Origin of the sequence: Metapseudomonas otitidis, assembly GCF_011397855.1 — a bacterium.
In the GTDB taxonomy this organism is placed as follows: Bacteria; Pseudomonadota; Gammaproteobacteria; order Pseudomonadales; family Pseudomonadaceae; genus Metapseudomonas; species Metapseudomonas otitidis.
This window is the reverse complement of sequence record NZ_AP022642.1, coordinates 3,335,905-3,362,036: the sequence shown is the minus strand read 5'-3', so window position 1 is coordinate 3,362,036 and position 26,132 is coordinate 3,335,905. Positions and strand designations below refer to the sequence as shown.

Genomic DNA, 26,132 nt, shown 5'->3' with positions numbered 1-26,132 from the left:
ACGCCGCTCTAATGGGGCGGAGTGTGGCGTTTGAAGGGGGGGCGAGTTGTCGATGATTCGCCGTTGTTCTGGGCCTTCTCAATGGTGGGAGGTTCAGAGGAAAGGGCGGGGGGAGTTGTTTGTATAGATAAGTTGGATGGTCATGTCTGGGGTGTCACTGAGTATGATGAATATATGCATGACTATTGCGGCTTGCTTGTCTGAGTTCTGATTGGGGGTGGCGCTCATCGGGTTTTTATTATGTTGTCGGTGGTTCTGGGTAGGAGTTGATCCATCTTGGCTGAAATGGGAAGAGTGATGGCGGCCTGATTGGGGTTCGATGATTCAGCTATATCGGCCCTCATGATCGATTGGTAATTTGTTGGAGATTTAAAGGTTCGAGGTTGGGTATTTTGCTTGGCTTTTTAAATATGGGTTGCTGTTAGATTCGGGGGGCGCCTATGGTGCTGTCGAGAGTCTTTGCTGGAGGTTTTAAAGCGTGGAAATTGTTTTGGATGAAGACTTTGGTGAGCTGAGGTTTGATGGGGTCTGGACGGGTTCATGTGAGGTGGTGATCTTCCAAGAGCGCTCCGAGGTGGAGTTGGTTGTTCAGACGTTTGATGATAATCCGATTTCCGAGACTCAGCGGCTTTCGTACAGGGAGTTTCTTCTTGATTCGGCCTTCATCTGCTCCTCTGTTGAAGAGGCCGTTTTCAATTACTACAACGACAGGTTGAGCGAGTTCAGGGAGTGCCTTGATGCGTGTGAGGTAAATGAGAAAGCACCTCAAGTGAGTTCGGTTGGGGATATGGGGAAGCTGGTTACCCTGATAGGCATCAAGGTCATGTATCCCTTTGATCCCGGCGTGCGTCAGATCGGCTTCATATTTGATGCAGTTTTTGACTCTCAACTGGGCGTAGGGGTATTGGTGACCAACGGCTCTGTAGAGGCCGTAGAAGTGCAAGATTTTTTGTTGAGTTAATGGCGGCTGTGAGCGGGATACCTCCGGGTGTGCCGGGTCCCGGAAGTCCCGGTCGGCCAACCTGCGTACAGCCGTCACCTATGTCTCTTGTTTGGCCGCTAAGGCATTCCTGATGAAGTTTTCTTGTGTTGTTGAGTACGTTTGAAAGATATTTTTCAGGTGAGTTTTTTGTTCTTCGGAGTGCTTTGGAATGAAATTAAATATTAGTTTTCCCGAAAATATGCATACTGAACAGTTGCTCAAGCAGGAGCGAATTCCTTGTTTGTGCAAAATATCTAAAGAGTTTGAGGTTTTTATCTCGGATGCTGTTCTTGAGGTGTCAGGGTTTGTGTCGGAATGGGACCGTGATGAGCTGGAGTTAAGAGCAGTGGCGGGAGGGGGGAGGTATACTCATTATGCGAATAGCCTGATTACCTTAAAGAGGATTGAGGCTAATGTTTACAAGGTGGTTGGGCTTGAGATGTTTTATGCAGATTTTGGATGGTGTGTTGTCTTGAAAGATGGTGAATATGCACCGCCAATGAGCTTTTGGGATGAAGAGTGATTGATTTTTATGGGGTTGGCTGGTGGGCTGGTTTAAAAGTAACCAGAATTTTCGGGGTTAGATCCAAGAAATTGTATTTGTGTTCAAGAAGCAATAAGGCATGGGAGAAAATTAATGGAGGTGGGCCGCATTTATTGATCTAGGTTCTGTACGAAAAGTACTGCCGCAGGCATCGCAGCGTGCAAGCCAGCGTGACCATTGCGGCAAAACTCCTGGCGAGCTTGTCGTAACGGGTGCCAATTCTCCGGTTCTCTTTTAGCCAGCCAAACATCCGCTCGATGATGTTCCGCTGCCGGTATTTCGGACGATCAAACAGTCGGGGTAGTCCTGGCTTGGGTTTGCGCTTCATGGCGCGCTGCGGAATCACCGGCTGCATGCGGTAGCGGTCGCAGTACTGGCGCAGATGCTCGGCATCGTAACCTTTGTCTGCCAGTAACCAACGGTAGCGCTTACGAGGCCGCCACTTTCCGGGGATACGAACCTGATCCAGAAGTGGTTGTGCATGGGTAAAGTCGCTGGCTTGCCCCGGTGAAAGCAGGAAGCGAAGAGGTATCCCGTTGGCATCACAGACCAGATGAATTTTGGTGGTCAGGCCACCTCGACTGCTCCCCAGTGCATGGTCAATCGGTTCTTCTGTCCCCCCTTTTTTCCGGCGCCAGAAGAGGCTCGGGTTGCGCGCACCGCGGTGGAGTCGATCATCCACGTATCCAGGTCGATCAGGCCTTCCTGATTCAACCGGACGTGCAATCGCTCAAGTACTCGATCAAACGTGCCGTCGTCTCGCCAGTCACGGAACCGTTGATACACCGTCGACCACGGGCCGAAACGTTCCGGCAGGTCGCGCCAGGCAGCTCCGGAGCAGAGGATCCAGAAGATGCCGTTGAGCACCAGCCGATCATCACTTCGCGGTCGGCTCATCTTCTGTTCCGGGGAAACCAGATCCTTGATCAACTCCCAGCCTGCATCCGGGAGTTCGTAGCGCCTTGCCATGTGGACCTCCAGCCAATCATGGTGGCGATTCTACCTGTACCGACTTTTCGTACAGAACCTAGGACGCTGCCTGAATTTCAGCGCGATAAGATTATTATGAGGTGAGTTATGGGGGCTACGGTTTTTATAGGCTATTCAAAAGATAAAAGTTTACATGTTACCTTGAATCGAAAGGCTTCGGATGCAGTGGGAATGCTTTTTGATGATGTGTTGCGGGAGAAAAAAACCAAAATTCATGAAGAGGTAATGGAAATGCTTGTGCTTGATCAGATTGGCTTTGTTGATCTGAGTAAGGATGATTTTAATATGGTTGTAGAGGCTGTTCGCTGCTATTTTTTCAGGCTCGATAGTTTGACGGAGTGGCAGTCGTTTCAAAAATATATATGGGAAGAAATCTTGGCTCCATTGTTTGAGCAGGATGAGCGTTACCAGTTAACCTGAAAGATGTGGTTTGGGGTAATCCTATAGGTCAGAAATATATTTCTTGTCTTGTTTATGTCGAGTAGAAGCGAGGAGCTGCTTGATTGGTGCGTATAAAGAATAGAGGGGCCAAGAATGGCTATCTGGCATTTCAGAATCTATCTGGTGCCCACATCCGGGTTTCTGGAAGTGCACGGATGTATTCCTTTGTATCTCGATGAGTACAAGCCTCACTCTGTCGACTCTGAGTTCGACGAAAATGTTCTCCGAGCAGGAGATGAAATGGGTTGATGAGGGCAGAGTTTGGCTTACGCTTCAAGCTTTTCTGCAAAAGCATGAAGGGCATGCTTTGATATTTGATAGTGATGTTCAGTTTCCAGACATGCAGTTCTATGAGCGGCAAATGTTTGATGAGCTTTGAGGCTGGGTTGTAACAGCCCCTGGGGGCGGCACCCCTTTCCCGAGGGCGGGCAGGCGACTGCCGCCGTTAGCGGTACTCACATGTAAAACTGCCCTTGCGAGCTTTCCTGCTGCCTCCTATAGTCCGCCCGCTGCGGTCAATCCCGTAGCCGACCTTGGCCGGTCGAAAACTCTAGGCGTACCGGCGCCTACCATTCGAGTGCAGGCGCTTTTTTCTCACGCTAGGAGCATCGCGTTATGACTCGCGTCCCTCTCGATATGCCTGTCTTTTCTTTATCCGCATCCAACCACCTGTGCAGCCGCGGAGGTCTTCGTCATGACTGACCTACGCCCGCTCTCCGCCAACCCCTCCGGTTCTTCCGTTCTCTTGCTCGATGGCAGCCGGTCCTATCTGGATCTCCAGGAAACAGCCGAGTACCGCCTGATGGCCGCGCGCGATTTGCTGGCCAGCTTCGCGTACATGGAGGGTTCCTGTGCTGATGGGCGTTACCTGGCCAACGTAGCCGAGGCGGCCAACCTGTTGCTGTCGGATGCCTATGACCTGCTCCGTGCGGCTCGCGAGGCAGTGAAGCGTGACCGCCTGAGCACTGTCGACTGAACCCTTCACGTCTCCCCGAAGAGGCCCGGCATCAGCCGGGCCTTTTCATTTCCGCAGGGCCGTTTCAGCGCCTTGTCCGCTCCCGCATCTGCCAGGCGAAGGCGATCCCCACCGCCTCGTAATACCCATTCCAGACGCTCTCCACCCCCACAAGTCCCGTCCTTCCGACGCCGTTCATGAAGATTCGATGACAAAAGTTCGGTGCCTTCGCCGGGCACCGGTCAAGGGGATGTGGAACGACGACGGCAAGGACAACGCCGCGCCACATCGGCCGCTACGGAAGGCGGCCACTTCGGCCCGCGGGTTTGCGGGCCCCGGCCAGGCAGTGGAGCAACGGCGATGGGGAAGATGGACGGATTCGCGAAGGTGGGGATGCAGGAGCTGGATCAGCGCCTGTCGAAGATCGTCGAGGCGGCGCGCAAGAAGCCCGTTTCGGTCTACCGCTACGGCGCGCCCTGGGTGTGGATCGTGTCCCAGGAGGACTGGCAGAGCGCGCTCAAGGAGGTGTCCAGCTACATCCCCCCGGGCCATTCGCTGGTGGTGCTCAAGCCGCAACTGGACGCGCTGCTGGAGCCAGCCCTGGAGGCGTTGCAGGGCTGGGCCCGTACACGCCAGCTGCAGGTGCCGTTGCGGGCGCTGTTGCAGGCGCTGGTGCTGCAGGTGCTGTATTCGCTGCCCAGCGAGAAGCAGCTCTACGAGCAGCTCAACTACAACCTGCTGTTCCGCTGGTTCGTCGGTTTGCAACTGAACCAGCGGGTCTGGGGCTTCAGCGCCTTCGTCCGTGACCTCGGCGAGGTGCTGGACAACGCCCAGGCCGTCCGCCTGCTGGAACGGGCCATCAGCGAGGTGTTCGCACCGTCGCTGATGAGCACGCCGGAATTCACCCCGAACTTCGCCCAGCTGCACACCTGGATCGCCCGTCACGCGGCGCAGGCTCGCGCTCGCTAGGCCCGATACACCAACGACAACCATGGGTGGCCCGGCCCCAGGCACGGCCCGCCCACAGGACGGCGCACGCCAGTGTGGCGCCATTTCACGAGGGGGCTGTGTGGTTCTTCAGTCATTCAACCGGCACCTGCGCCTCGGCCGCGTGCCGTTCGCACCTTCGCTCCTGGCCCTGGCGCTGCTGGCCGGTACGGCCCGGGGCGCGGAGGAGGGCGAGGGCGTGGCGCGCCGGGTCGACGTCAACGAATACGTGGTGCGTGGCAACAGTGTGCTGCAGGCGCGGGACATCGAAGCGGCGGTCTACCCGTTCCTCGGCCCGCAACGCACCCTGGCCGACATCGAGGGTGCCCGCGACGCGCTGCAGCAGCGCTACCAGGCCCTAGGCTACCAGTCGGTCTTCGTCGAGCTGCCGGAGCAGCAGGTGGAGGGCGGCGTGGTCTACCTGCAGGTGAGCGAGACCCGCGTCGGCCGGGTGCGGGTGATGGGCGCCCAGCACTACTCGCCGCTGGCGGTGCGCGACGAGGTGCCGGCCCTGCAGGAAGGCCAGGTGCCGGACTTCGGTCGGGTCCAGGCCGAGCTGGCCGCTGCCAACCGCAACCCCGGGCGCCAGGTGGTGCCGGTGGTGCGCGAGGGGCGCCGGCCGGGGACCATGGACGTGGACCTGCAGGTGGAGGACAAGAACCCCTGGCAGGCCAGCATCGGCCTGAACAACGACTACAGCGCCGACACCGAGAAGCTGCGCTCGGTGGTCAGCCTTGGCTACACCAACCTCTGGCAGCGGGGCCACGCGGCCTCGCTGACCTACTTCACCGCGCCGGAGGACCGCGACAACGCCGAGGTCTGGTCCGGCAGCTACAGCGCGCCGCTGGATGCCCGCTGGACACTGCAGCTCTCCGGCTACCAGTCCGACAGCAACGTGGCCACCCTGGGCGGCAGCAACGTGCTGGGCAAAGGCCACGCCTACGGGGTGTCCCTGGCCTACGCAGTGCCACCGGCCGGGCCCTGGGCGCACTCGCTGTCGGTGGGGGTGGAGTTCAAGGACTTCGAGGAGTCCCTGCAGTTCGGTGGCAGCCAGGACCAGGTGCCGATCCGCTACGCGCCGATCACCCTCGGCTACACCGGCTACCGCTACACCGAGCGCTCGCAGTTCAGCCTCGGCCTGTCCCTGGTGGCCGGCACCCACAGCCTGCTGGGCTACGGCAGCGACGACGAGGCGTTCGACTACAAGCGCTACCGGGCCAAGCCGGGCTTTGCTCTGTTCAAGGGCGATGCCACCTACACCCTGACCTTTGGCGACGACTGGCAGAGCCACAGCCGCCTGGGGTTCCAGCTGGCCTCCGGGCCGCTGGTCTCCAACGAGCAGTTTTCCGCCGGCGGTGCCAGCAGCGTGCGCGGCTACCTGGCCGCCGAGCGCACTGGCGACGACGGCTGGTTGCTCGGCCAGGAATTGCGCACGCCGTCCCTGGCGCCGCTGCTGGGCAAGGGCGTGGCCCGCCACCTGGACGAGTGGCGCTTCTACCTGTTCGCCGAAGGCGCGCAGCTGTCCCTGCAGGACGCGCTGCCGGAGCAGGACGACAGCTACAGCCTGGCCAGCGTCGGCCTCGGCACCCGCGCCACGCTGCCCCACGGGCTGTCCGGCAGCCTCGACTGGGCCTACCCGCTGAAGGACGGCCCGAACACCCGCAAACGAGACCCCCGCGTGCACTTCAGCGTGCAGGCGAGCTTCTGACCCCTTGGAGTTGACCCCATGCGCCGCTTGATACTCACCACGCTCGTCAGCCTCGGGCTCCTGGCCCCGGCGATCGCCCATGCCTGGTGGCAGGACGATTGGCTCTACCGCAAGCAGATCACCGTCGACACCACGCCCCAGGGCGCGTCCATCGACCAGCCCGCCGGGCGCACGCCATTGCTGGTGCGCCTGCACACCGGCAACTTCACCTTCGACGGGGTCAACGAGAACGGCTCGGACATCCGCTTCGTCGCCGCCGACGACAAGACCGTGCTCAACCACCAGGTGGAAAGCTTCGACCCGCTGATGGGCATGGCACTGATCTGGGTAGACGTGCCCCAGGTGGAAGGCGGCCAGCGCCAGGACATCTGGATGTACTACGGCAACCCGAAGGCCCCGGCCACCGGCAATGGTCAACTGACCTTCGACCCGGACTACAGCCTGGTCTACCACTTCGACGGCGCCGTCGGTGCGCCGCCCCGCGACACCACCGCCTACGGCAACCACGCCCAGACCGCACCCGCCAGCAGCATCGACGGGGTGATCGGCCGCGCTGCCCAGCTCAACGGCCAGCCGCTGCTGCTGCCGGCCAGCCCGTCCCTGACCCTGCCTGCCGGGGGTGCCTTCACCTTCAGCGCCTGGGTGCGCGCCGACCAGGCCGCCGGCGAGCAACTGCTGCTGGCACGCCGCGACGGCGGCAACGCACTGCTGCTGGGCCTGGCCCAGGGGGTGCCCTTCGTCGAGGTCAACGGCCAGCGCGCCCAGGCCGGCCAGGCCCTGGCCAGCGGGCAGTGGCAGCACCTGGCGCTGAGTGCCGACGGCAGCGCCCTGCGGCTGTACGTGAACGGCCGTGAATCCGGCAGCCTGGCGCTGTCGCTGCCGGCCTTCGCCTCGGTGATCGCCATCGGCGCGGACCTGCCGGGCAGCCAGGCCGCCGCCCCAGAGGGCGCCCCGGCCGAGGCACCGGCTCCGACCGCCTTCGGGGCCTTCGCTGGCGCCGTCGATGAGCTGCGCCTGTCCAAGGTGGCGCGCCCGGCGGCGCTGATCCTCGCCGATGCTACCGCCCAGGGCGCCGAGTCGCGCCTGGTGGTCTACGGCGTGGACGAGGAACAGTCCGGCTTCGGCTTCGGTAGCCTCGGCTTCCTGCTCAAGGCGGTGCCGGTGGACGCCTGGGTGATCATCGCCGTGCTGGTGCTGATGATGATCCAGTCGTGGGTGATCATGATCCGCAAGAGCCGCACCCTGGGCCGGGTGCTGCGCGCCAACGCGGCGTTCCGCGAGCAGTTCGTCCGGGTCGGCACGCGCCTGGAGCTGCTGGCCGACGACCGTCAGCTGCACGAGCGCCTGGGGGATTCGCCGCTCTGGCACCTGTACCAGGTGGCGGTGCGCGAGATCCGCACCCGGCGTGACCAGGGCGCCGACACCGGCTCCATTTCCGCCGCCACCATCGAGGCCATCCGCGCCTCCATGGACGGGGTGCGCACCCGCGAGGGGCAGGCCCTGGCCTCGCGCCTGTCGACCCTGTCCAACGCCATCGCCGGTGGCCCCTACATCGGCCTGCTGGGCACGGTACTGGGGATCATGGTGGTGTTCCTCGGCACGGCCATGGCCGGTGACGTGAACATCAACGCCATCGCCCCCGGCATGGCCGCCGCGCTGCTGGCCACGGCCATGGGCCTGTTCGTCGCCATCCCCGCGCTGTTCGGCTACAACCGCCTGACCACCCGGAACCGCGAGGTCAACGCGGACATGCGGGTGTTCGTCGACGAGTTCGTCACCCGCCTGGCGGAGGTGCACGGCGAGAGCACCTTCAGCGAAGCGGCCCACCGCCGTGGCCACGCCGTCGGCGCTGCGCCCCTGAGCGCCTGAGGAGAGCAGCATGGCCAACCTCAGCAGCGCCCATGACGACGATGAAGACGGCGCCGTCGACAGCATCAACATCACGCCCCTGGTGGACGTGCTCATGGTGGTGCTGGTGATGTTCATCCTCACCGCCACCGCCCAGGTTTCCGGCATCCAGATCAACCTGCCGAAGGCCAGTGCGTCCATCTCCCTGTCGCAGCCCAAGACCAAGGCCATCTCGGTGAACGACGGCGGCCAGGTGTTCCTCGACGCCTACCCGGTGACCCTGCCGGAGCTGGAGGACCGGCTGCGCACGGAGAAGGCGATGAACCCCGACTTTCCGGTGATCGTCCGTGGCGATGCCACGGTGCAGTACCAGAAGGTCATCGAAGTGCTGGACCTGCTGCGCCGCCTGGAGCTGTCCCAGGTGGGCCTGGTCACCGGCAAGCCGCAGGGTTGAGCCATGACCACCTTTCCCAGCAAGGGCCCGGAGAGCGGGCTCGCCGAAGTCCGCAGCAGCGCGCCGGGATGGCGCCGGCCGCTGGCCTGGGGCGTGGGGGCGCTGGTCGCCGCCGGCCTCGCCTGGCTGCTCTGGCTGTGGGCCAACGACATGAGCGGGGTACGCCGGGAGGCGCCGAAGATCCCCGCCATCATCCCGCTGCCGCCACCTCCACCCCCGCCGCCGGTGCCGGAGAAGCCGCCGGAGCCGGAAACCCCGGTGGAGGAGAAGCTGCCCGAGCCCGAACCGACCTCGGAACCGGAGGAGGTCAAGCCCCAGGAGGAGGCGCCGACCCCCGCCGACGACCTGGCCAACCCGATGCAGATGGACGGCGACGCCCAGGCCGGCTCCGACGCCTTCAACATCGGCGCCGGCAAGGGCGGCGGCATGGCCGGCAGCGGCGGTGGGCGCCTGGGCAACGGCACCTACAGCCAGTTCCTCGCGTATGCCTTCCAGAAGCTGCTGCGCGAAGACCCGGACCTGCGCACCCAGGCCTACCGGTTGCAGGCCGAGGTGTGGATCGACACCAGCGGGCGCATCACCCGCGCCGAACTGACCCGCTCCAGCGGCGACCCCGCGCTCGACCAGCAGGTGCTGGCGGTGCTGCGTGGCGCGCCACCTCTGGAGCGCCCGCCGGCCTCGCTGACGCTGCCGGTACGCATCGCATTGCAAGGACGCCGGCCCGGCTGATCGGGCCCGCGAGACGAATATGCCATCAGGAGTAGAACCATGATCCGCAGAATGAGCCGACTGGCCCTGGGCATCGGCGCCGTGATCGCCAGCCTGGCCGCCGCCACCTCGGCGCAGGCCACGCCCTCGGAGAACGCCACCGTCAACCTGATCCGCCTGCTGGTGCAGCAGGGCGTGCTCAAGCAGGACCAGGCCGACGCGCTGATCCGCCAGGCCGAAGCCGAGGCCGTGCAGGCCCGCCAGGCCGCCGCCCAGGCCGCACCGCCCGCGCCTGGCGCCCCGGGGGAGGTGCGCGTGCAGTACGTGCCGGCCATCGTCCGCGACCAGATCCGCGACGAGGTGAAGGCCGAGGTGATGGCCCAGGCGAAGAAGGAGAACTGGGCCGCGCCCAACACCTTCCCCGACTGGGCCTCGCGCATCAGCCTGGAGGGCGACATGCGCCTGCGCAGCGAGTCGCGCTATTTCTCCAGCAACAACAGCGACCGCCTGATCGACTACGCGCGCCTCAACGAGAAGGGCCCCTACGACGTCAACCCGCGCAGCAACACCCAGCTGCCGCCGCTGCTGAACAGCCGCGAGGACCGCGAGAACCTGCTGCGCCTGCGCGCCCGGCTGGGGCTGCGGGCCACGCTGTCGCCGTCCTGGAGCGCCGCCTTGCGCATCGCCACCGGCTCCGACAGCGGGCCGGTGTCCACCACCCAGACCTTGGGTGGTGGCTTCGCCAAGAAGGACGTGTGGCTGGACCAGGGCTACCTCACCTACAAGCCCGACGAGCGCCTGACCTTCACCGGCGGGCGCATGCCCAACCCCTTCATGACCACCGACCTGCTGTACTCCGGCGACCTCAACCTCGACGGCCTGGCGGCGAACTTCCAGCAGCCCCTGGACAGCGAACTGGGGCTGTTCGGCACCGTCGGCGCCTTCCCGGTGGAGTACACCTCCGACACCGCCACCACCAGCAGCGGCTTCGACAAGGTGGAGAGCGACACCAACTGGCTCTACGGCGCGCAGATCGGCGCCCGCTGGCAGCCCGACGCGGACAACAGCCTGAAGGCGGCGCTGGCCTACTACCGCTTCGACGACATTGAGGGCAAGCGCTCCAGCCCCTGCACCCCGTGGAACGGCGCCCCGGGCTGCGACACCGATGAGTCGCGCCCGGCCTTCATGCAGAAGGGCAACACCCTGATGCTGTTGCGCGACATCACCCCCGACCCCACCCGACCCACCACCACGCCCGAGCCGCAGTTCGTCGGCCTGGCCTCCGAGTTCAACCTGGTGGACCTCAACCTGGTCTGGGACACCGCGCTGTTCGACGGCTTCAAGCTGCGCAGCCAGGCCCACTACGTGCGCAACCTGGCCTACGACGAAGGCGAGATGAACAAGCGCTCGGCGGGCAGGCTGGCCAACAACGTCGACGAGAACGGCAACATCCAGAGCGGCGACACCGCCTGGATGCTGCAGTTCGTGCTGGGCAACGCGCTGGACCTGAAGAAGCACGGCGACTGGAACCTCTACGCCGGCTACAAGCGCATCGAGCCGGACGCACTGCCCGACGGCTTCAACGACTCGTCCTTCCACCTGGGCGGCACCAACGCCAAGGGCTGGTTCGTCGGCGCCAACTACGGCTTCGCCGAGAACGTCTACGGCAGCGCCCGCTGGCTGAGCGCGGAAGAGGTCTACGGCGCGCCCTTCGAGATCGACGTCCTGCAATTCGAGGTCAACACGCGCTTCTAGTGCGCGTCGGAAAGGAGAGCGCCATGAACACCCGATCCCGATCCGCCCTGGCCCTTGGCCTGGCCCTGCTGGCCAGCAGCGGGGCCCACGCCGAAGGCATGGAAGAGCGCCTGCGCACCCAGCTGCGCAGCACCACCCAGCAACTGCAGGCGCTGCAGAGCGAGCAGGCCCAGGCGGCGGCCGCCCGCAGCGCGGCGGAAAGCCAGCTGAGCACCGCCCAGGCGCAGATCAAGCGCCTGGAGGCGGAGCTGGCCAAGGCCCGCCAGCAGAACGAGCAACTGGCCGGGCAGCAGGCGGCCCTGCACGAGGCGGCCCAGGCCCAGGTGGCCGCCAGCAATGAGCAGGTGGGCAAGTTCAAGCAGGCCTACGAGGAACTGCTGACGCGTGCCCGTGGCGTGGAGGCAGCCCGTGTGCAGCTGACCAGCGATCTGGCCGCCCGCGACGAACAGCTGCAGCAGTGCACCACCCGCAACCACGAGATGTACCAGGTGGCCCGCGAGGTCCTCGACGCCTACGAGCGCATCGACGTGGCCGACGTGGTGAAGCTGCGCCAACCCTTCGCCAGCCGCGCGCGGGTGAAGTTCGAGGAGCTGGCGCAGTCCTACGGCGACCGCCTCTACGACACCCAGTTCGACGCCGCCCTGGCCCCCAAACCCTGAACCCCATGGCGTCGGCACGGGCCGGCGCCCCCCGTACACAGGAGTCACAGCATGAACACCCAGGACCTGATCCAGAGCATCACCCCCGACCAGCTCGGCGATTGCCTGCGCGAAGCCGGCTACCGCGTCAACCGCACCGAACAGGGCGGCATCGTGCAACTGCTCAGCGCCAGCCAGGGCATCGGCTTCGCCGTGCGCTTCGGCAACCGGGCGCGGGAGGAGGGCGCCTACCTGGACTACTGCTTCAGCTGCGCGCTGCGCATCCAGGGCGAACTGCCCGCCGGCCTCGCCGAGGTGTGGAACGCCACCCGGCGCTTCGCCCGCCTGTCGCGCCAGGGTGACTTCCTCGTGCTGGAGATGGACGCCCTGGTGGCCGCCGGCATCAGCCCGCAGCACCTGCGTGGCCAGCTGGAGCTGTGGGACCACCTGCTGCAGGAGTTCATCGTCTACCTGCGTGACTTCAGCCGCGACAGCGCCACGCGCCATCCCGAACCGGCCGCCGAGGCCGAGCCCGCTGCCGAAGCGGTCGAGGCCTGACCCATGGCCTGGCGTGGAGCCCTGTGGGGCCTGGGCGGCGTGGCCCTGACCGCGAGCGTGGCCGGGGTGGTGCTGGGGCTGCGCCCCGGCTCACCGCCGGAAGCCGCCGTGCAGCCGACTGTGCAGGTGGCACCGGCGCCCGTGGCATCGCCCACGGCCGTCGCACGCCTCGGCGCGCTGGCGCTGGAGGCGGATGAACTGGAGGCACTGCTGGCGACCCTGCCGGCGGACAGCCGCGAGCAGCTGCGCGAGGACCGCCCCGCACTGGAGGCCTGGATACGCGGTCGCCTGGCCGAGAAGGCGCTGCTGCAACAGGCCGAGGCCCAGGGCTGGGAAGACCGCCCGGATATCCGCCGCATGACCCGCGCCGCCACCGAGCAGGTGCTGCTGCGCACCTACCTGGAGGCGGTCAGCCAGGTGCCGGAGGGCTACCCCAGCGACGCCGAGCTGCAGGCCGCCTATGACGCCGGCAAGGCCAACTGGACCACCCCGCCGATGCTGCGGGTGGCGCAGATCTTCCTGGCGGTGGGGCCGGAGCGCAGCGAGGAGCAGGTGCGCAAGCAGGCTCAGGACCTGGCCCGCCGTGCGCGGGCCGAGGGTGCCGACTTTGCCGCCCTGGCGCGGCAGTACTCCGAGGACCGGGGTTCGGCGGAGCAGGGCGGCGACAGCGGCCTCCAGCCGCTGCAGCAGTACCTGCCGGCCATGCGCCAGGTGCTGCTGGGGCTGAAGCCGGGGGCCGTGTCCGACCCGGTGCGCAGCCAGGACGGCTACCACGTGCTGCGGGTACTGGAGACCCAGCCGTCGCGCACGGCCACCCTCGACGAGGTGCGCGGGCGCCTGCGCGATGCGCTGCGTGCGCAACGCCAGCAGCAGGTGGCCCGGGCCTACCTGGATGGGTTGGTCAACGCCGGCACCCTGAGCATCGACGGGGCACAGATCAGCCAGGCGCTGGAGACTGCGCACTGAGCGGGACGGGTCGGACAGGGAGGTACCGGCCAGGACCGGCGCGCGAGCCATCGGCCCGGCGCGCCGAGGATTCCTTAGGGAGGAGGTGCCATGACATTGCAGGAAGGCGCCGGGCCGGCACACGCCCCCGGCCTGGACGAAACACCGCTGGATCCGGCGCTGCTGGGGCTCGACCACGAGGCGGCGCGCTGCTTTCTCGCCGCCGCCCGCTGCGGGTGCTTCATGCAGGCGGCCCGCAGCCTGAGCATCAAGCCCACGCTGCTGCGCAAGAAGCTGGCGCAACTGGCCGCCTGGAGCGGTCAGCCGCTGTTCGTGCACCAGGGCAACACCGTGGTGCTCAGCCCGGAAGGGCGGCGCCTGCGCCAGCTGTTCAGCACACGCCTGGGGCTGCTCGACCTGCCCCGGGCGCAGCACGAGGAGCAGCCCCGGGTGCGCATCGCCGTGGCCGAGACCCTGCTGCACGACATCCTCGGGCGCGACCTGCTGGCCTACCTGCGCCAGCACGCGCGGGTACGCCTGGACCTGCTGCGCCTGGACAGCACCAGCGCCCCCGCGGTCGAAGTGGACGTGCAGGTCTGGCTGGCCCCCGAAGGACCGCCCCCCGATCCCGGGTTCCCCTGTGACACGCTCGCCTGCCTGGCCCCGCTGGACTACCTGCCCCACGTGGCCAAGCGCTACTCGCGGGAAAGCAGCCGGCCGCGCAGCCTGCTGGAGCTGGAGGACTACATGCTGGTGGACCTCAGTGGCCAGTCGGCCCTGGAAGCCCTGGCGCCGTGGAACCGCGCCATCGCCGCGCGCCGCTCGGGGGTGACGCGGGTGAACGCCTACGAGGTGCAGCGGCAGATGATCCAGTGGAGCGCCTGCATCGGGCTGCTGCCGCACTACGTCCCGCTGATCGACAAGAACCTGCTGGCGCTGCCGGCACTGTTCCCCCAGCCCATGACCCTCAACGCCTGGCTCGCCGTGCGCAGCGAGGCCAGCGAGCGCGACGAGGTGCAGCGCATCGTCACCCTGGTGCGTGCCGCCTTCGAGGAGCGGCGGGACTGGTTCTGAGGCGGTGGTTCAACATCGTCCCGGCCGGAACAACAAGGCCCCCATGCGGGGGCCCTGGATGGAGCGGTGGAGGGTCAGCCGGCGGTGCGCAGGCTGCCCTGGCGGGTGGCTTCGTACTGGTGCTTGTCCATCGGCTGGGCGTCGGGCTTGCCGAGGTCGTCCATGGCCAGGCGATGGGTTTCCGGCGCCAGGTAGGCGGCCAGGGCGCAGACGCAGGTGATGAGGAAGGCGAGGCTGCCGATCACCACCGGGATGTTGTCCGAGCCGGGCGGGGCGACGGCGGCGAACAGGGCGGGCAGCATGGCGGTGAGCATGGTGCCGATGTTCTGCGCGATGGCCATGGCGGAGACGCGGTAGCGGGTCTGGAACAGCTCCGGGTAGAAGCTCGGGAACACCGCGTTGTAGCCCTGGTAGACCATGCCCCACATGAGGATCGACAGGGCGAAGGCGAGCGGCACGTTCTGGATGCTGATGGCGTAGAGGTAGCCGAAGGCGAGCAGGCCGGAGCCCAGGCAGCCGGTGATCATGGTCGGGCGGCGGCCGATCTTGTCGGAGAGGTTGCCGACGAAGGGGATGACCAGCACGGCGACGATGTTGCCCACCACCGGGATCCACAGGTAGACGCTCTTGTCGAAGCCGATGCCATAGGCCGGCTGCACGGCATAGGCGGCGCCGAAGATGGTGGCGACCACCGGGATCACGTTCATCAGGGCCATGAACATCACCAGCACCATGTGCTTCCAGCTGTGGCGGAAGGCCTCGGAGACCGGCGACTTGGCGACTTTCTGCTGGTTCTCTTCCTGGACGAAGGCCGGGGTCTCGTGGACTTCGCGGCGGATGATGAAGCCGGCCACCAGCACGAACGCGCTCATCAGGAAGGGAATGCGCCAGCCCCATTCGTTGAAGGCATCACTGGGCATGAAGTAGGCCAGCGGCAGGAACACGGCGGCGGCCATCACCTGGCCGGCCTGCACGCCCTGCAGGGTGAAGCTGGCGTAGTAGCCGCGCCGGCCGAAGGGGGCGTGCTCCATGATCATCGAGCTGGCGCCGGAGATCTCGCCGGCCACTGCGAAGCCCTGCACAAGGCGCAGGATCACCAGGGCGATGGGCGCGAGGATGCCGATGTCGTGGTAGGTCGGCAGCAGGCCCACCGCCATGGTGGAGATGCCCATCAGGAACATGCACAGCAGCAGGACGTTCTTGCGGCCTCGGGTGTCGCCCCAGTGGCCCAGCACGAAGGCGCCGATGGGGCGGGCCAGGTAGCCGACGCCATAGGTGGCCAGGGAGGCGATGATCGCCATCTTGGGGTCGCTGTTGGGGAAGAAGATCTGCGGGAAGATCAGGGCCGCAGCCTGGGCGTAGATGAAGAAGTCGTAGTACTCCAGGGCGGAGCCGATCCAGCCGCTGGCCGTCGCTTTCTTGGCCTGGTTCGAGGAGGAAGTCGCCATCGTTGTCTCCGTTTTTATTGTGCTGTCGCCCCTGCGCTTCGCCCTTGGACAGGTCCGGGGCGGCACGCGCGCAGTGGGGCGGAGTCGGGTCGTGGCCGGCGCGTCGGATGACGTCCGGTCGGGGCCATTCTCGGTGTCGGGGATGCGGGGTCAGACGGGCTCGGCAGGTCGCGCTGGGCGGGGCAGGGCCGGGGTGCAAGGGATGCGGATGGGATGCAGGGCGGAGGTGAGCATGAGCAGGTACCCGTTCTTGAAATTGTTATGTCGTGACGCGTGTATGCCATCGCAGGGCCAGCCGGGCGGCGGGTTCGGCAGAGGCGCCGACCGGCGGGGAGACCTGCAACATGGGAGGCATGTTGCGCAGTGATCGAAAAAGCGTCAATTCGATTACCGGCCTTCTGTTCGATGATCGAACACAAAACTAACCAGTTCGTACATTTTGATTGAGGCGCTGACTTTACGCGCGAATAATCCATCCGGCCACAAAAACGAAAGGGTTTTGCGTGTGTTCACGCAGCGACCCGGGTCCGCCGCTGGCCACTGTGCCGGCCCTCTACCAGGAGCTGAACATGCAGCGTTCCATTGCCACCGTCTCCCTGAGCGGTACCCTGCCGGAAAAACTCGAAGCCATCGCCGCCGCCGGCTTCGATGGCGTCGAGATCTTCGAGAACGACCTGCTGTACTACGCCGGCAGCCCCCGGGAAATCCGCCAGATGTGCGCGGACCTGGGGCTGGCCATCACCCTGTTCCAGCCGTTCCGTGACTTCGAGGGCTGCCGCCGCGAGCGCCTGCAGAGGAACCTCGACCGCGCCGAGCGCAAGTTCGACCTGATGCAGGAGCTGGGCACCGACCTGGTGCTGGTGTGCAGCAACGTCCAGGCCGATGCCCTGGCGGACGAACGCATCCTGGTGGACGACCTGCGCCTGCTGGCCGAGCGGGCCGGCGCGCGAGACCTGCGCATCGGCTACGAGGCCCTGGCCTGGGGCCGCCACGTGAACAGCTGGCAGCAGGTGTGGGACATCGTCCGCCAGGCCGATCACCCGGCTCTCGGGGTGTTGCTGGACAGCTTCCACACCCTGTCGATCAAGGGGGACCCGAGCGGCATCGCCGACATTCCGGGGGACAAGATCTTCTTCGTGCAGATGGCCGATGCGCCGCTGCTGAACATGGACGTGCTGGAGTGGAGCCGGCACTTCCGCTGCTTCCCGGGGCAGGGCGAATTCGACCTGCCGGGCTTCCTGGCGTCGATCCTGCGCAGCGGCTACACCGGCCCGCTGTCCCTGGAAATCTTCAACGACGGTTTCCGCGCTGCGCCGCCCCGTGCCAATGCCGCGGACGGCCTGCGCTCGCTGCTCTACCTGGAGGAGAAGACCCGCGCGCTGCTGCAGAAGGACCCGGTACCGCCGGCCAACCTCGACATCCTCTTCGCACCGCCGCCGGCCAGCCATTACGCCGGGGTGGAGTTTCTCGAATTCGCCGTGGACGAAGCCCAGGGCGCGAAGCTGGCCGGCTGGCTGGAGCGCCTGGGCTTTTCCCGCGCCGGGCGGCATCGCTCCAAGGACGTGAGCCTGCTGCGCCAGGGGGACATCAACATCGTGCTCAATGCCGAGCCCTATTCCTTTGCCCATGGCTACTTCGAGGCCCACGGCCCTTCGCTGTGTGCCACCGCGCTGCGGGTGGACGACAGCAGCCACGCCCTGGAGCGTGCCCGGGAGTACCGGGGCCAGCCGTTCCGTGGGCTGGTAGGGCCCAACGAGCGGGAGATCCCCGCCGTACGCGCCCCCGACGGCAGCCTGCTGTACCTGGTGGAGCAGGCTCCGGCCGGGCAGACCATCTACGACAGCGACTTCGTGCTCGATGCCCAGGTCACCCAGAGCGGCGCCTTGCAGCGCATCGATCACATGGCCCTGGCGCTGCCGGCGGACGGCCTGGACAGCTGGGTGCTGTTCTACAAGAGCGTGCTGGACTTCGAGGCCGACGACGAGGTGGTGCTGCCGGACCCGTACGGCCTGGTGAAGAGCCGGGCGCTGCGCAGCCGCTGCAGCAGCATCCGCCTGCCGCTGAACATCTCGGAGAACCGCAACACCGCCATCTCCCACGCGCTTTCCAGCTACCGGGGCTCGGGCGCCCACCACATCGCCTTCGCCTGCGAGGACATCTTCGCCGAGGTGAGCCGGGCCAAGGAGGCGGGGGTGCCGCTGCTGGACATTCCGCTGAACTACTACGATGACCTGGCCGCGCGCTTCGATTTCGATGACGAATTCCTCAGCGAACTGGCCTATTACAACGTGCTCTACGACCGCGACGCCCAGGGCGGCGAGCTGTTTCACGTGTACACCGAGCCGTTCGAGGGGCGCTTCTTCTTCGAGGTCCTGCAGCGCCGCAACGGCTACGCCGGCTACGGGGCAGCCAACGTGGCGGTGCGCCTGGCGGCCATGGCCAAGGCCCGCAGCGGGGCGCCGGCGAAGGCCAGGCTCTGACCCGGGCAGCCTGGCGCCGCGTGCGCCAGGCTTCCCCCTCCGGGTTGAGCCGCCCATAATCGGCCGGTTTCCGCAGGCCGTGAGCCCACCATGACAATAACGACAGAACTGCCAGACACCCCCGCCGACGCCCCCCGCAAAGGACGCAAGAACAACCCCGAGAAGACCCGCGAGGACATCCTCAAGGCGGCCATCGTCGAGTTCGTCCAGCAGGGGCTTTCGGGTGCCCGGGTCGACGCCATCGCCGAACGCATGCAGACCTCCAAGCGGATGATCTACTACTACTTCGGCAGCAAGGAGCAGCTCTACCTGGAGGTGCTGGAGAAGCTCTACGGCGATATCCGTGGCACCGAGGCGCAGTTGCACCTGGCCGAACTGCCACCCCGCGAGGCGATCCAGCGACTGGTGGAGTTCACCTTCGACCACCACGACCGCAACGTGGATTTCGTGCGCATCGTCTGCATCGAGAACATCCACTACGGGGAGTACGTGCGGCAGTCCAGGACCATCCGCACCATGAGCAGCACCATCCTCGATGCCATGGGCGAGATCATCCAGCGCGGGCAGGCCGAGGGTGCGTTCCGGCCGGGCATCCAGGCGCTGGACCTGCACCTGCTGATCAGTTCGTTCTGCTTCTACCGGGTGTCCAACCGTAACACCTTCGGACAGATCTTCGAGATCGACCTCACCGACGAGCAGGTAAAGGCGCGGCACAAGGCGATGATCTGCGAGTCGGTGCTGCGCTTCCTCGCCCAGCCCTGACGCATCTCACCGACATGAACGGGGCGGCATTGGCCGCCCCGTTTCGTTTCAGCCGTTCAGGCTGGCGAAGTGCGCCATCATGCGGTCGGCGTCGGCCATGCGGCCGCTGAACAGCTCGAAGGCCTTCACCGCCTGGAACACCGCCATGGTGCTGCCATCCAGCGTCTGGCAGCCGATGGCGCGGGCGTCGCGCAGCAGCTCGGTCTCCAGCGGGAAGTAGACGATCTCCGCCACCCACAGGTCGGCGCGCAGCAGTTCGGCCGGCACCGGTGTACCCGGCAGCTTGGCCATGCCGATGGGGGTGGTGTTGACCAGGCCGTCGGCCTCCGCCATGGCGCTGGGCAGGTGGCTGCCCAGGGCGGCGCGGCCGGGGCCGAAATGCTGGTTGAGGCTGTCCACCAGGGCCTGGCCACGGGCAGCGTCCACCTCGAACAGGGTCAGGCGCTCGACGCCTTCGGCCAGCAGGGCATGGGCCACGGCGGAGCCGGCACCGCCTGCACCCATCTGCACCACCTGGCGGCGCTGCACACCGGGCAAGCCGCGGCGGAAGCCTTCGGCAAAGCCGAGGCAGTCGGTGTTGTGGCCGACGCGCTTGCCGTCCTTCAGCACCACGGTGTTCACCGCGCCAATGCCGGCGGCTTCGGGGGACAGCTCATCCAGCAGCGGGAGGATGGCCTGCTTGCAGGGGAAGGTGATGTTCAGCCCGGTGAAGCCCATCTGCTCGGCGCTGCGCAGCAGGTCGGGGAGGGCGCCGCTGTCCAGCCTGAGGGCATCGAGGTCGATCAGTCGGTAGAGGTAGCGCAGGCCCTGGGCGTCGCCCTCGTGCTCGTGCAGGGCAGGGGTGCGGGAAGCCTGGATGCCGGCGCCGATCAGGCCGGCGAGTACGGAGTTGGACAGGTTGGACATGGCATTCACTTGTTGTTGATCAGTTGGCCGAAATGCTGGAGTGCCAGGCTGTAGCCCTGGCTGCCGAGGCCGCAGATGACGCCCACGGCAATGGCGGAAACGAAGGAGTGGTGACGAAAGGCTTCGCGCTTGTGCACGTTGGACAGATGCACCTCGATGACCGGCAGCTCGACCGCCGCCAGGGCGTCGCGGATGGCCACCGAGGTGTGGGTCCAGGCTGCCGGGTTGATCAGGATGCCGGCGCAGCGGCCACGGGCTTCGTGGATCCACTCGATCAACTGGCCTTCGTGGTTGGTCTGCCGGAAGTCCACCGTCAGGCCCAGCCCGGCAGCGGTGCGGGTGCACCGGTCGGCGATGTCGGCCAGGGTCTCGTGGCCGTAGGTGGCGGGCTCTCGGGTTCCCAGCAGGTTGAGGTTGGGGCCGTTGAGCACCAGGACGATCGGGGGCATCTCATTCTCCAGGTCATTCACGGCGGGGTGGTCTCCACCGTGTGCGAGGAAAATGTACTAACCGGTTAATTCGGTCAATCTGCACCGCACCGGTGCGGGGATGCACCGGGATTTAGTGTTCGATTATCGGCTGTCAGCAGCCCAGCAGCAGGGCCACCGTCATCAGGTCCACCAGAGGTTCGAGGGAGCAAGCCTCAATAGCTGGCATCGTCATAGTCCACAACCGTCCAGCTAACACCGTCAGCGGTAAAGGCCAGGTGCCTGCTTCCAACGGACCAGAGCACGCCATCCCCAGATGCGAGAAAGGAGGCAGAGCCGGCGCCATCAGAACCGATATTGGCCTTCTTCAGTTGACCGTCGGCAATCCGATAGACCGCTTTGGAGGAGGCAATAAACAGATCACCGTTGAATACCGTTACGCCCCACAGGTCTTCGCTGAAGTCGTTCAGGTTGACGGGAACCCACTGGTCCCCTCGACCAACAAGCACCACGCCAGCCTGACCCACGATGTAGACGTTGCCATCGTCGCTGCAGTGCACGTTTTGCAGGATCATCGAGGTTGGGCTCCCAAGCGCCTGCCAGTGCCGACCGTCGAATAGCCAGATCTCGCCGTCCATGCCAACGGCGTACAGCTCAGTTGCTGAAAAGCCGTCTATTGAGTGGAAGCCCTTGATGCCTTCCCGGTTGCGAATGGAGTCGGCGATAGAGTGCCAGCCACCGTCTTCATGGCGTCGGTAAACCTGGCGTTGCATGCCCGCTACGTAGTGGGAGCCCGCTATCAGGCGCATATCGCACAGCAAACCGGAGTCATTCGGTCCCACGATATGCTCGGTGGTTCTGGTAGAGCCTCGAAAGAGGTGAATGTCGCCATCCAGTCCCATCGAAAACACGGTCAGGGGTGGGGTAGTGACGCTGATTGCCGTAGTGGCCGAGTCGATCATGAAGTGTGCGAAAGCCCCGGCTTTCCAGCGAAGGACCTTGGTGTGGTTGACGTTGCGATTGTTCAACTCGGTGACTTGGGCGCTGATGAAAACCAGATCGCGTCTGACGATCGAACACTTGGCAAAGGTAATGCTTCCGCTATTCATGGTGTATGCACCGTTCCCCTGTGGCCATACGGCGCGCGCACGGCGCAGTCGCGCAGGCCGGCGAGAAATCCGGTCCCTTCGGCGTGTTGGTCGAGGACGATGGGGATCATCAGTCGATCCGGGTCCAGGTCTGGCCGTCGAAGGCCATTACGTCTTTCTTGCCGAAAGACCAGAGCACGCCATCGGCTGCACTCAGGTGATAGGTGGTCCAGGCCTTGTCAGTGCCGAAGTCGACGGGTACCAGTTTGTCGCCTACCAGTTTGAACAAGCCTCTGTAGGTCGATAGATAGAGGGTTTCGCCATACCAGGCGAGGTCCCATATGTCCTTGTCCATGCTTTCGTGCTCGATGCTTTCCCAACTGTCACCACGGCCGCGTATCAGCAGTCCCTGACGAGCCGCGATGTAGACATTGCCATCTCCGGCACAGAGGACATTGGTCAGAACGACGTGGGTCGGACTGCTTTTCTGCTCCCAATCCTGTCCGTCGAAATGCCATATCTCGCCGTCCCAACCCACGGCGTAGATGTCCGAGGACGAGAAGCCGTCGATGGACTCGAAGCCCTTTACCTCTCCGATGGCTGGGCGAATCTTCTGGTCGAGGCATCGCCAGTCGTCTTCGTTCTCACGCCGATATACCTGGCGACCCATGCCAACGGCGTATGTGCGGTTCTCGATGGTGCGCAGCTTCCTGAGCAGCCCTCGCGTTTCCGGAGAACCATCGGGAGTGGTGATCTGCTCGTCGCTCTGCTTCCCACTGCCGAACAGCTTCACCTCGCCGTGAGCCGACATGGCGATCATCTGCTCCTGTGGAAATTTGCTCACCGTCATGCTGGCAGTGGCCCAGGTCACTGCACCGATGTAGCCAAGGTTGTTGCCATCGATTTCATGGAAGTGACTGTGCTCGACATCCGCTGGTACGGCATCGTCTTGTGACGCGGTGTAGGCGAGGTCGTGATAACGCACACAGCCTGATACGTACGTATGCCGGGTGTTGAGTCCTAGGGTCATCAATTTCTCCCAAAAGATTATCGGCCGGAGGGTGCGGACGCAGAGGCGGCGGCAAGGCGGGGCGAGAGCGCCACCACGGCGGCATTGGCTGCTTTCTCTACTTCGTCACTTTGTAGCCAGTGGCAATGGGCCGGCACCGTGTCGAGTCATCAATACCCTGTTTGTTGTGATCAGCGTCCAGCAGCGCTATCAGCCAATTTGCAGGATCCGCTTCCAGGTGGAGCCGTTGAATTCCATGACGTCCTTCGGGCCGATGGACCACATGATTCCGTCCGCTGCGCTCAGGTGGTAGCAGCTGCTCGGAACGTCATCGCCGAAATCGACAGCCTTCAGCTTGCCGTCCACCAGGCGGTAGACGAAGTGGGTGGACGACACGTAGACCTCGCCGTTGAAGATTTCCATGCCCCAGAGGTCTTCGGTGGTGCTGCCGTGCTCGATCACTTCCCACTGGTCGCCTCGGCCGCGCAGCAGGGTGCCGAGCTGGCCGCAGGCGTAGACGAAGCCGTCCGGTGCGCAGCGCACCTTGTACAGCGCCAGGTTGGTGGGGCTGGTCAGCTGGGTGAAGGCGGCGCCGTCGTATGTCCAGATCTCGCCTTCCCAGCCGACGGTATAGATTTCCTGTTCGTCGAAGCCGTCGATGGATTCGAAACTGGTGTCGGTAATGTCCACGTCGCCGCCCTGGGCGGACTGGTCGATGCACCGCCACTGGCTTTCATCGATGCGGACATAGGCCTGTCGGCAGGTACCGACCGCGTAGGCACGGCCTTTGGCGACGGCGCGGATCTCCCGCAGTGGGCCGCGCTTCTTCGGGTCTACGCCGCAGCTGCCGATGGGCGATTCTTCCTTTACCGAACCGCCTCCGCTGGCACGGACCGAGCCATCGGTACCCAGCACCAGGTAACGCTCGGCGGGCGTGTGGCAGACAGTTCCGGAACATGCCAGCCAGTCGACGACGCCTGCGCCCCAGGTTCCACGATCCAGAGTGCACAGCAGGGAGCCGGTATGCCCTTCAGCCATAGCCTGGTCATGTGTTGTCACTAGGTAGGCAAGGTCGGAATAGCGGACGGTACCCGAGGTGATGCTGTAGCCCTGGAGTGCTGCTTTGGTATCCATTTGGGTTTCCGGTACTGGCGAGCGGTAATCCGGCTGCGGGCCGCCGGCCATGGTCAGGTTGGTCTTGTCAGCAGCCCAGCAACTGACGCTGCCGCAGGGCAGGGGCGCTGGTGGGGAAGACGGAGCGGGTCGGTACGAAGCGGGCCAGGGCGTTGGCGGCTGCCACGCGCTGGCGCTGGTAGCCGCTCTGCAGCACCGCCAGGCAGCGTGCTTCGCTGAGAGGTTCGCCCAGCAGGTAGGCCGTGCCGTTGGCGAAGCGTGGGCGGTTGGCCTGCCACCAGGCCTCGACGCGCGCCGGATCGGGCCAGGGGAGGTCGGTGTCCGGGTCCATGTCCACGTTCGGGTCTTCAGGATCATCGGTAGGGCCGGCGTCATAGTCGGGGACCTGACGCCGCTCCAGGTCCAGATCGGCGAGGTCCGCCCCGGTGATCAGGGTGAAGGCTTCGCCGGCCGCCCGGGCAAGGGGCAGTTCGTGCATGCGCTGGATCAGCCAGGGCACCGCCACCGGGTCACCGAAGGGCCCGGTGGCCTGGATCACCAGGCGGTGGTGACGGGCATCGCCCATCAATGCGCGCAACCACTGGATGCTGGCCTCCCGGGGCTGCCAGCACAGCAGCACGCCCAACGCCCGCAGGCGGAACGGGCCGGGGTGCTCTGCCAGCAGGCGCAGCGGGCCGAGGGCTTCCTCGTCGCCCATCTGCACCGTGGCCCAATTGGCCCAGAAACGCACCGCCATGTCGTCGTGCAGGCGGTGGGCACGGATGGCGGGCATCAGGTCTCGCCGCCGCAGTTCGCCGGCCGTACGCGCCGCGCGCGCCAGCACGCCTGGGTCGCTGTGGGCGAGGCCGGCCAGCAAGGCCGGGCCGGGATCGCGCCGGTGCATGCCGCAGGCTGCCAGGCCCATGCGCCGGAACAGCGGCTCGGGCGAGGCTAGGAGGCGTTCGATCCAGGGTTCGACGGTCGCCCACTCCAACCAGCCCAGTGCCGAGGTGAAGCCACGCTCGCCGTCCGGCGCCTTGCGCAGGTGCTCGGCGAGGGTGGACAGCGCCGGACCATTGCCGGCCATGAAGGCCAGCGCCGTGGCGGCGAATACCTCGCCGGTGGCGTGGGGCGACAACGCCTTGAGCAGCAGGTCGAGCCCCTTGAGCCCGGCGATCAGCAAGCCGTCCAGATGCGCTTCGATGCGGCTGTCGAGGGTGCGCAGGTGCTTGAGGTCGTAGTGCGGCGCGCGAACGGCGTAGTCGCGCAGGCCAGCAAGGAAGCCGGCTTCTTCGGCGTGTTGGTCGAGGACGATGGGCAGGGTGTTCATCGTCCTTCGGTCCTTTTGCCCTGGGCATAAGCCATAGCGCTATCAGCCAATTTGCAGGATCCGCTTCCAGGTGGAGCCGTTGAATTCCATGACGTCCTTCGGGCCGATGGACCACATGATTCCGTCCGCTGCGCTCAGGTGGTAGCAGCTGCCCGGAACGTCATCGCCGAAATCGACAGCCTTCAGCTTGCCGTCCACCAGGCGGTAGACGAAGTGGGTGGACGACACGTAGACCTCGCCGTTGAAGATTTCCATGCCCCAGAGGTCTTCGGTGGTGCTGTCGTGCTCGATCACTTCCCACTGGTCGCCTCGGCCGCGCAGCAGGGTGCCGAGCTGGCCGCAGGCGTAGACGAAGCCGTCCGGCGCGCAGCGCACCTTGTACAGCGCCAGGTTGGTGGGGCTGGTCAGCTGGGTGAAGGTGGCGCCGTCGTATGTCCAGATCTCGCCTTCCCAGCCGACGGTATAGATTTCCTGTTCGTCGAAGCCGTCGATGGATTCGAAACTGGTGTCGGTGATGTCCACGTCGCCGACCTGGGCGGACTGGTCGATGCACTTCCACTGGCTTTCATCGGTACGGACATAGGCCTGTCGGCAGGTGCCGACCGCGTAGGCGCGGCCTTTAGCGAAGGCGCGGATCTCCCGCAGTGGGCCGCGCTTCTTCGGGTCTACGCCGCAACTGGCGATGGGCGACTCTTCTTTTACCGAACCGCCTCCGCTGGCACGGACCGAACCATCTGTACCCAGCACCAGGTAACGCTCGGCGGGGGTGTGGCAGACAGTTCCGGAGCAGGCCAGCCAGTCGACGGCACCTGCGCCCCAGGTTCCACGGTCCAGGGTGAACAGCAGGGAGCCGGTATGCCCTTCGCTGATGGCCTCGTCATTGGTGGTGACTAGATAGCTGAGGTCTGAATAGCGGACGGTTCCGGTGCCGATGCTGTAACCGCTGAATCGTGGATCTCGGGTTTCCATGGTGTTCTCCTG

The 26,132-nt window shown here is 65.2% G+C and carries 26 protein-coding genes; 17 read left to right on the top strand and 9 right to left on the bottom strand.

All coding sequences use genetic code 11. The features are described from left to right. The first annotated feature begins 478 nt into the window (after positions 1 to 478). Positions 479 to 961 (top strand): DUF6985 domain-containing protein, encoded by a 483-nt coding sequence (locus PotMrB4_RS15395; RefSeq protein ID WP_142008788.1) that lies wholly within the window; start codon positions 479 to 481, stop codon positions 959 to 961. Between the two features lie 190 nt (positions 962 to 1,151). After that, positions 1,152 to 1,505 (top strand): hypothetical protein, encoded by a 354-nt coding sequence (locus tag PotMrB4_RS15390; RefSeq protein ID WP_172433816.1) that lies wholly within the window; start codon positions 1,152 to 1,154, stop codon positions 1,503 to 1,505. A 139-nt stretch (positions 1,506 to 1,644) separates the two neighbouring features. Here PotMrB4_RS15390 and PotMrB4_RS15385 read toward each other — a convergent pair. Further along, positions 1,645 to 2,495, bottom strand: a protein-coding gene (locus PotMrB4_RS15385) for an IS5 family transposase (protein WP_172433815.1) whose coding sequence is annotated in 2 segments (ribosomal slippage) — positions 1,645 to 2,141 and positions 2,141 to 2,495 — 852 coding nt in all. Because the reading frame shifts where the segments join, the coding sequence is not laid out codon by codon here. Positions 2,496 to 2,603: 108 nt separating this feature from the next. Between PotMrB4_RS15385 and PotMrB4_RS15380 the strand changes: the two genes are divergently transcribed. From PotMrB4_RS15380 to PotMrB4_RS15320, 13 genes are all read left to right on the top strand, one after another. Next, the gene (locus PotMrB4_RS15380; RefSeq protein WP_172433814.1) at positions 2,604 to 2,936 is read left to right on the top strand and encodes a hypothetical protein; all 333 of its coding nucleotides are present in this window, start codon (positions 2,604 to 2,606) and stop codon (positions 2,934 to 2,936) included. Positions 2,937 to 3,192: 256 nt separating this feature from the next. Next, positions 3,193 to 3,336 (top strand): hypothetical protein, encoded by a 144-nt coding sequence (locus tag PotMrB4_RS15375; RefSeq protein WP_165673818.1) that lies wholly within the window; start codon positions 3,193 to 3,195, stop codon positions 3,334 to 3,336. A 315-nt stretch (positions 3,337 to 3,651) separates the two neighbouring features. After that, complete coding sequence (locus tag PotMrB4_RS15370; RefSeq protein WP_074971811.1) at positions 3,652 to 3,933, top strand: hypothetical protein; 282 nt, start codon at positions 3,652 to 3,654, stop codon at positions 3,931 to 3,933. Positions 3,934 to 4,281: 348 nt separating this feature from the next. Further along, on the top strand, positions 4,282 to 4,881 hold the full coding sequence (locus PotMrB4_RS15365) for a transposase (protein ID WP_044407810.1): 600 nt from the start codon (positions 4,282 to 4,284) through the stop codon (positions 4,879 to 4,881). Positions 4,882 to 4,903: 22 nt separating this feature from the next. Further along, positions 4,904 to 6,607, top strand: a complete 1,704-nt coding sequence (locus PotMrB4_RS15360; RefSeq protein ID WP_172433813.1) for a ShlB/FhaC/HecB family hemolysin secretion/activation protein — start codon at positions 4,904 to 4,906, stop codon at positions 6,605 to 6,607. 18 nt (positions 6,608 to 6,625) lie between these two features. Further along, entirely contained in the window at positions 6,626 to 8,476 is a 1,851-nt protein-coding gene (locus tag PotMrB4_RS15355; protein WP_172433812.1) for a DUF2341 domain-containing protein, read from the top strand. A 10-nt stretch (positions 8,477 to 8,486) separates the two neighbouring features. After that, a complete protein-coding gene (locus PotMrB4_RS15350; protein ID WP_044407744.1) occupies positions 8,487 to 8,909 on the top strand; it encodes an ExbD/TolR family protein in 423 nt (140 codons plus the stop codon). A gap of 3 nt (positions 8,910 to 8,912) precedes the next feature. Next, on the top strand, positions 8,913 to 9,638 hold the full coding sequence (locus tag PotMrB4_RS15345; RefSeq protein ID WP_172433811.1) for an energy transducer TonB family protein: 726 nt from the start codon (positions 8,913 to 8,915) through the stop codon (positions 9,636 to 9,638). Between the two features lie 39 nt (positions 9,639 to 9,677). Further along, on the top strand, positions 9,678 to 11,372 hold the full coding sequence (locus tag PotMrB4_RS15340) for a putative porin (protein WP_172433810.1): 1,695 nt from the start codon (positions 9,678 to 9,680) through the stop codon (positions 11,370 to 11,372). A gap of 23 nt (positions 11,373 to 11,395) precedes the next feature. Then, on the top strand, positions 11,396 to 12,031 hold the full coding sequence (locus PotMrB4_RS15335; protein WP_172433809.1) for a DNA repair protein: 636 nt from the start codon (positions 11,396 to 11,398) through the stop codon (positions 12,029 to 12,031). A gap of 51 nt (positions 12,032 to 12,082) precedes the next feature. Next, positions 12,083 to 12,568 carry a YbjN domain-containing protein gene (locus PotMrB4_RS15330; RefSeq protein WP_172433808.1) on the top strand — a complete coding sequence of 162 codons (486 nt, stop codon included), beginning with the start codon at positions 12,083 to 12,085 and terminating at the stop codon, positions 12,566 to 12,568. 3 nt (positions 12,569 to 12,571) lie between these two features. Beyond that, on the top strand, positions 12,572 to 13,534 hold the full coding sequence (locus PotMrB4_RS15325; protein WP_172433807.1) for a peptidylprolyl isomerase: 963 nt from the start codon (positions 12,572 to 12,574) through the stop codon (positions 13,532 to 13,534). A gap of 90 nt (positions 13,535 to 13,624) precedes the next feature. Further along, positions 13,625 to 14,587 (top strand): LysR family transcriptional regulator, encoded by a 963-nt coding sequence (locus PotMrB4_RS15320; protein WP_172433806.1) that lies wholly within the window; start codon positions 13,625 to 13,627, stop codon positions 14,585 to 14,587. Between the two features lie 74 nt (positions 14,588 to 14,661). Here the strand turns inward: PotMrB4_RS15320 and PotMrB4_RS15315 are convergent, their stop codons facing one another. Continuing rightward, a complete protein-coding gene (locus PotMrB4_RS15315) occupies positions 14,662 to 16,035 on the bottom strand; it encodes an MFS transporter (RefSeq protein ID WP_074971489.1) in 1,374 nt (457 codons plus the stop codon). A 569-nt stretch (positions 16,036 to 16,604) separates the two neighbouring features. Here PotMrB4_RS15315 and quiC point away from each other — a divergent pair. Further along, positions 16,605 to 18,515 (top strand): 3-dehydroshikimate dehydratase QuiC, encoded by a 1,911-nt coding sequence (gene quiC / locus PotMrB4_RS15310; protein ID WP_172433805.1) that lies wholly within the window; start codon positions 16,605 to 16,607, stop codon positions 18,513 to 18,515. Positions 18,516 to 18,605: 90 nt separating this feature from the next. Beyond that, on the top strand, positions 18,606 to 19,277 hold the full coding sequence (locus PotMrB4_RS15305; protein ID WP_069563412.1) for a TetR/AcrR family transcriptional regulator: 672 nt from the start codon (positions 18,606 to 18,608) through the stop codon (positions 19,275 to 19,277). A gap of 48 nt (positions 19,278 to 19,325) precedes the next feature. On the opposite strand, the gene PotMrB4_RS15300 is transcribed toward PotMrB4_RS15305, so the two are convergent. The 7 genes from PotMrB4_RS15300 to PotMrB4_RS15270 form a co-directional block, all read right to left on the bottom strand. Continuing rightward, complete coding sequence (locus PotMrB4_RS15300) at positions 19,326 to 20,183, bottom strand: shikimate dehydrogenase (protein ID WP_172433804.1); 858 nt, start codon at positions 20,181 to 20,183, stop codon at positions 19,326 to 19,328. A gap of 5 nt (positions 20,184 to 20,188) precedes the next feature. Beyond that, on the bottom strand, positions 20,189 to 20,632 hold the full coding sequence (gene aroQ, locus PotMrB4_RS15295; protein ID WP_172433803.1) for a type II 3-dehydroquinate dehydratase: 444 nt from the start codon (positions 20,630 to 20,632) through the stop codon (positions 20,189 to 20,191). Between the two features lie 194 nt (positions 20,633 to 20,826). Beyond that, entirely contained in the window at positions 20,827 to 21,720 is an 894-nt protein-coding gene (locus PotMrB4_RS15290; protein WP_172433802.1) for a WD40/YVTN/BNR-like repeat-containing protein, read from the bottom strand. A 109-nt stretch (positions 21,721 to 21,829) separates the two neighbouring features. After that, complete coding sequence (locus PotMrB4_RS28265) at positions 21,830 to 22,729, bottom strand: beta propeller repeat protein (protein WP_172433801.1); 900 nt, start codon at positions 22,727 to 22,729, stop codon at positions 21,830 to 21,832. A 189-nt stretch (positions 22,730 to 22,918) separates the two neighbouring features. After that, complete coding sequence (locus tag PotMrB4_RS15280; protein WP_232060713.1) at positions 22,919 to 23,842, bottom strand: beta propeller repeat protein; 924 nt, start codon at positions 23,840 to 23,842, stop codon at positions 22,919 to 22,921. 67 nt (positions 23,843 to 23,909) lie between these two features. Beyond that, positions 23,910 to 25,151 (bottom strand): TIGR02270 family protein, encoded by a 1,242-nt coding sequence (locus tag PotMrB4_RS15275; RefSeq protein ID WP_172433800.1) that lies wholly within the window; start codon positions 25,149 to 25,151, stop codon positions 23,910 to 23,912. A gap of 42 nt (positions 25,152 to 25,193) precedes the next feature. Beyond that, positions 25,194 to 26,120 (bottom strand): beta propeller repeat protein, encoded by a 927-nt coding sequence (locus PotMrB4_RS15270; protein ID WP_232060712.1) that lies wholly within the window; start codon positions 26,118 to 26,120, stop codon positions 25,194 to 25,196. Positions 26,121 to 26,132 lie beyond the last annotated feature (12 nt).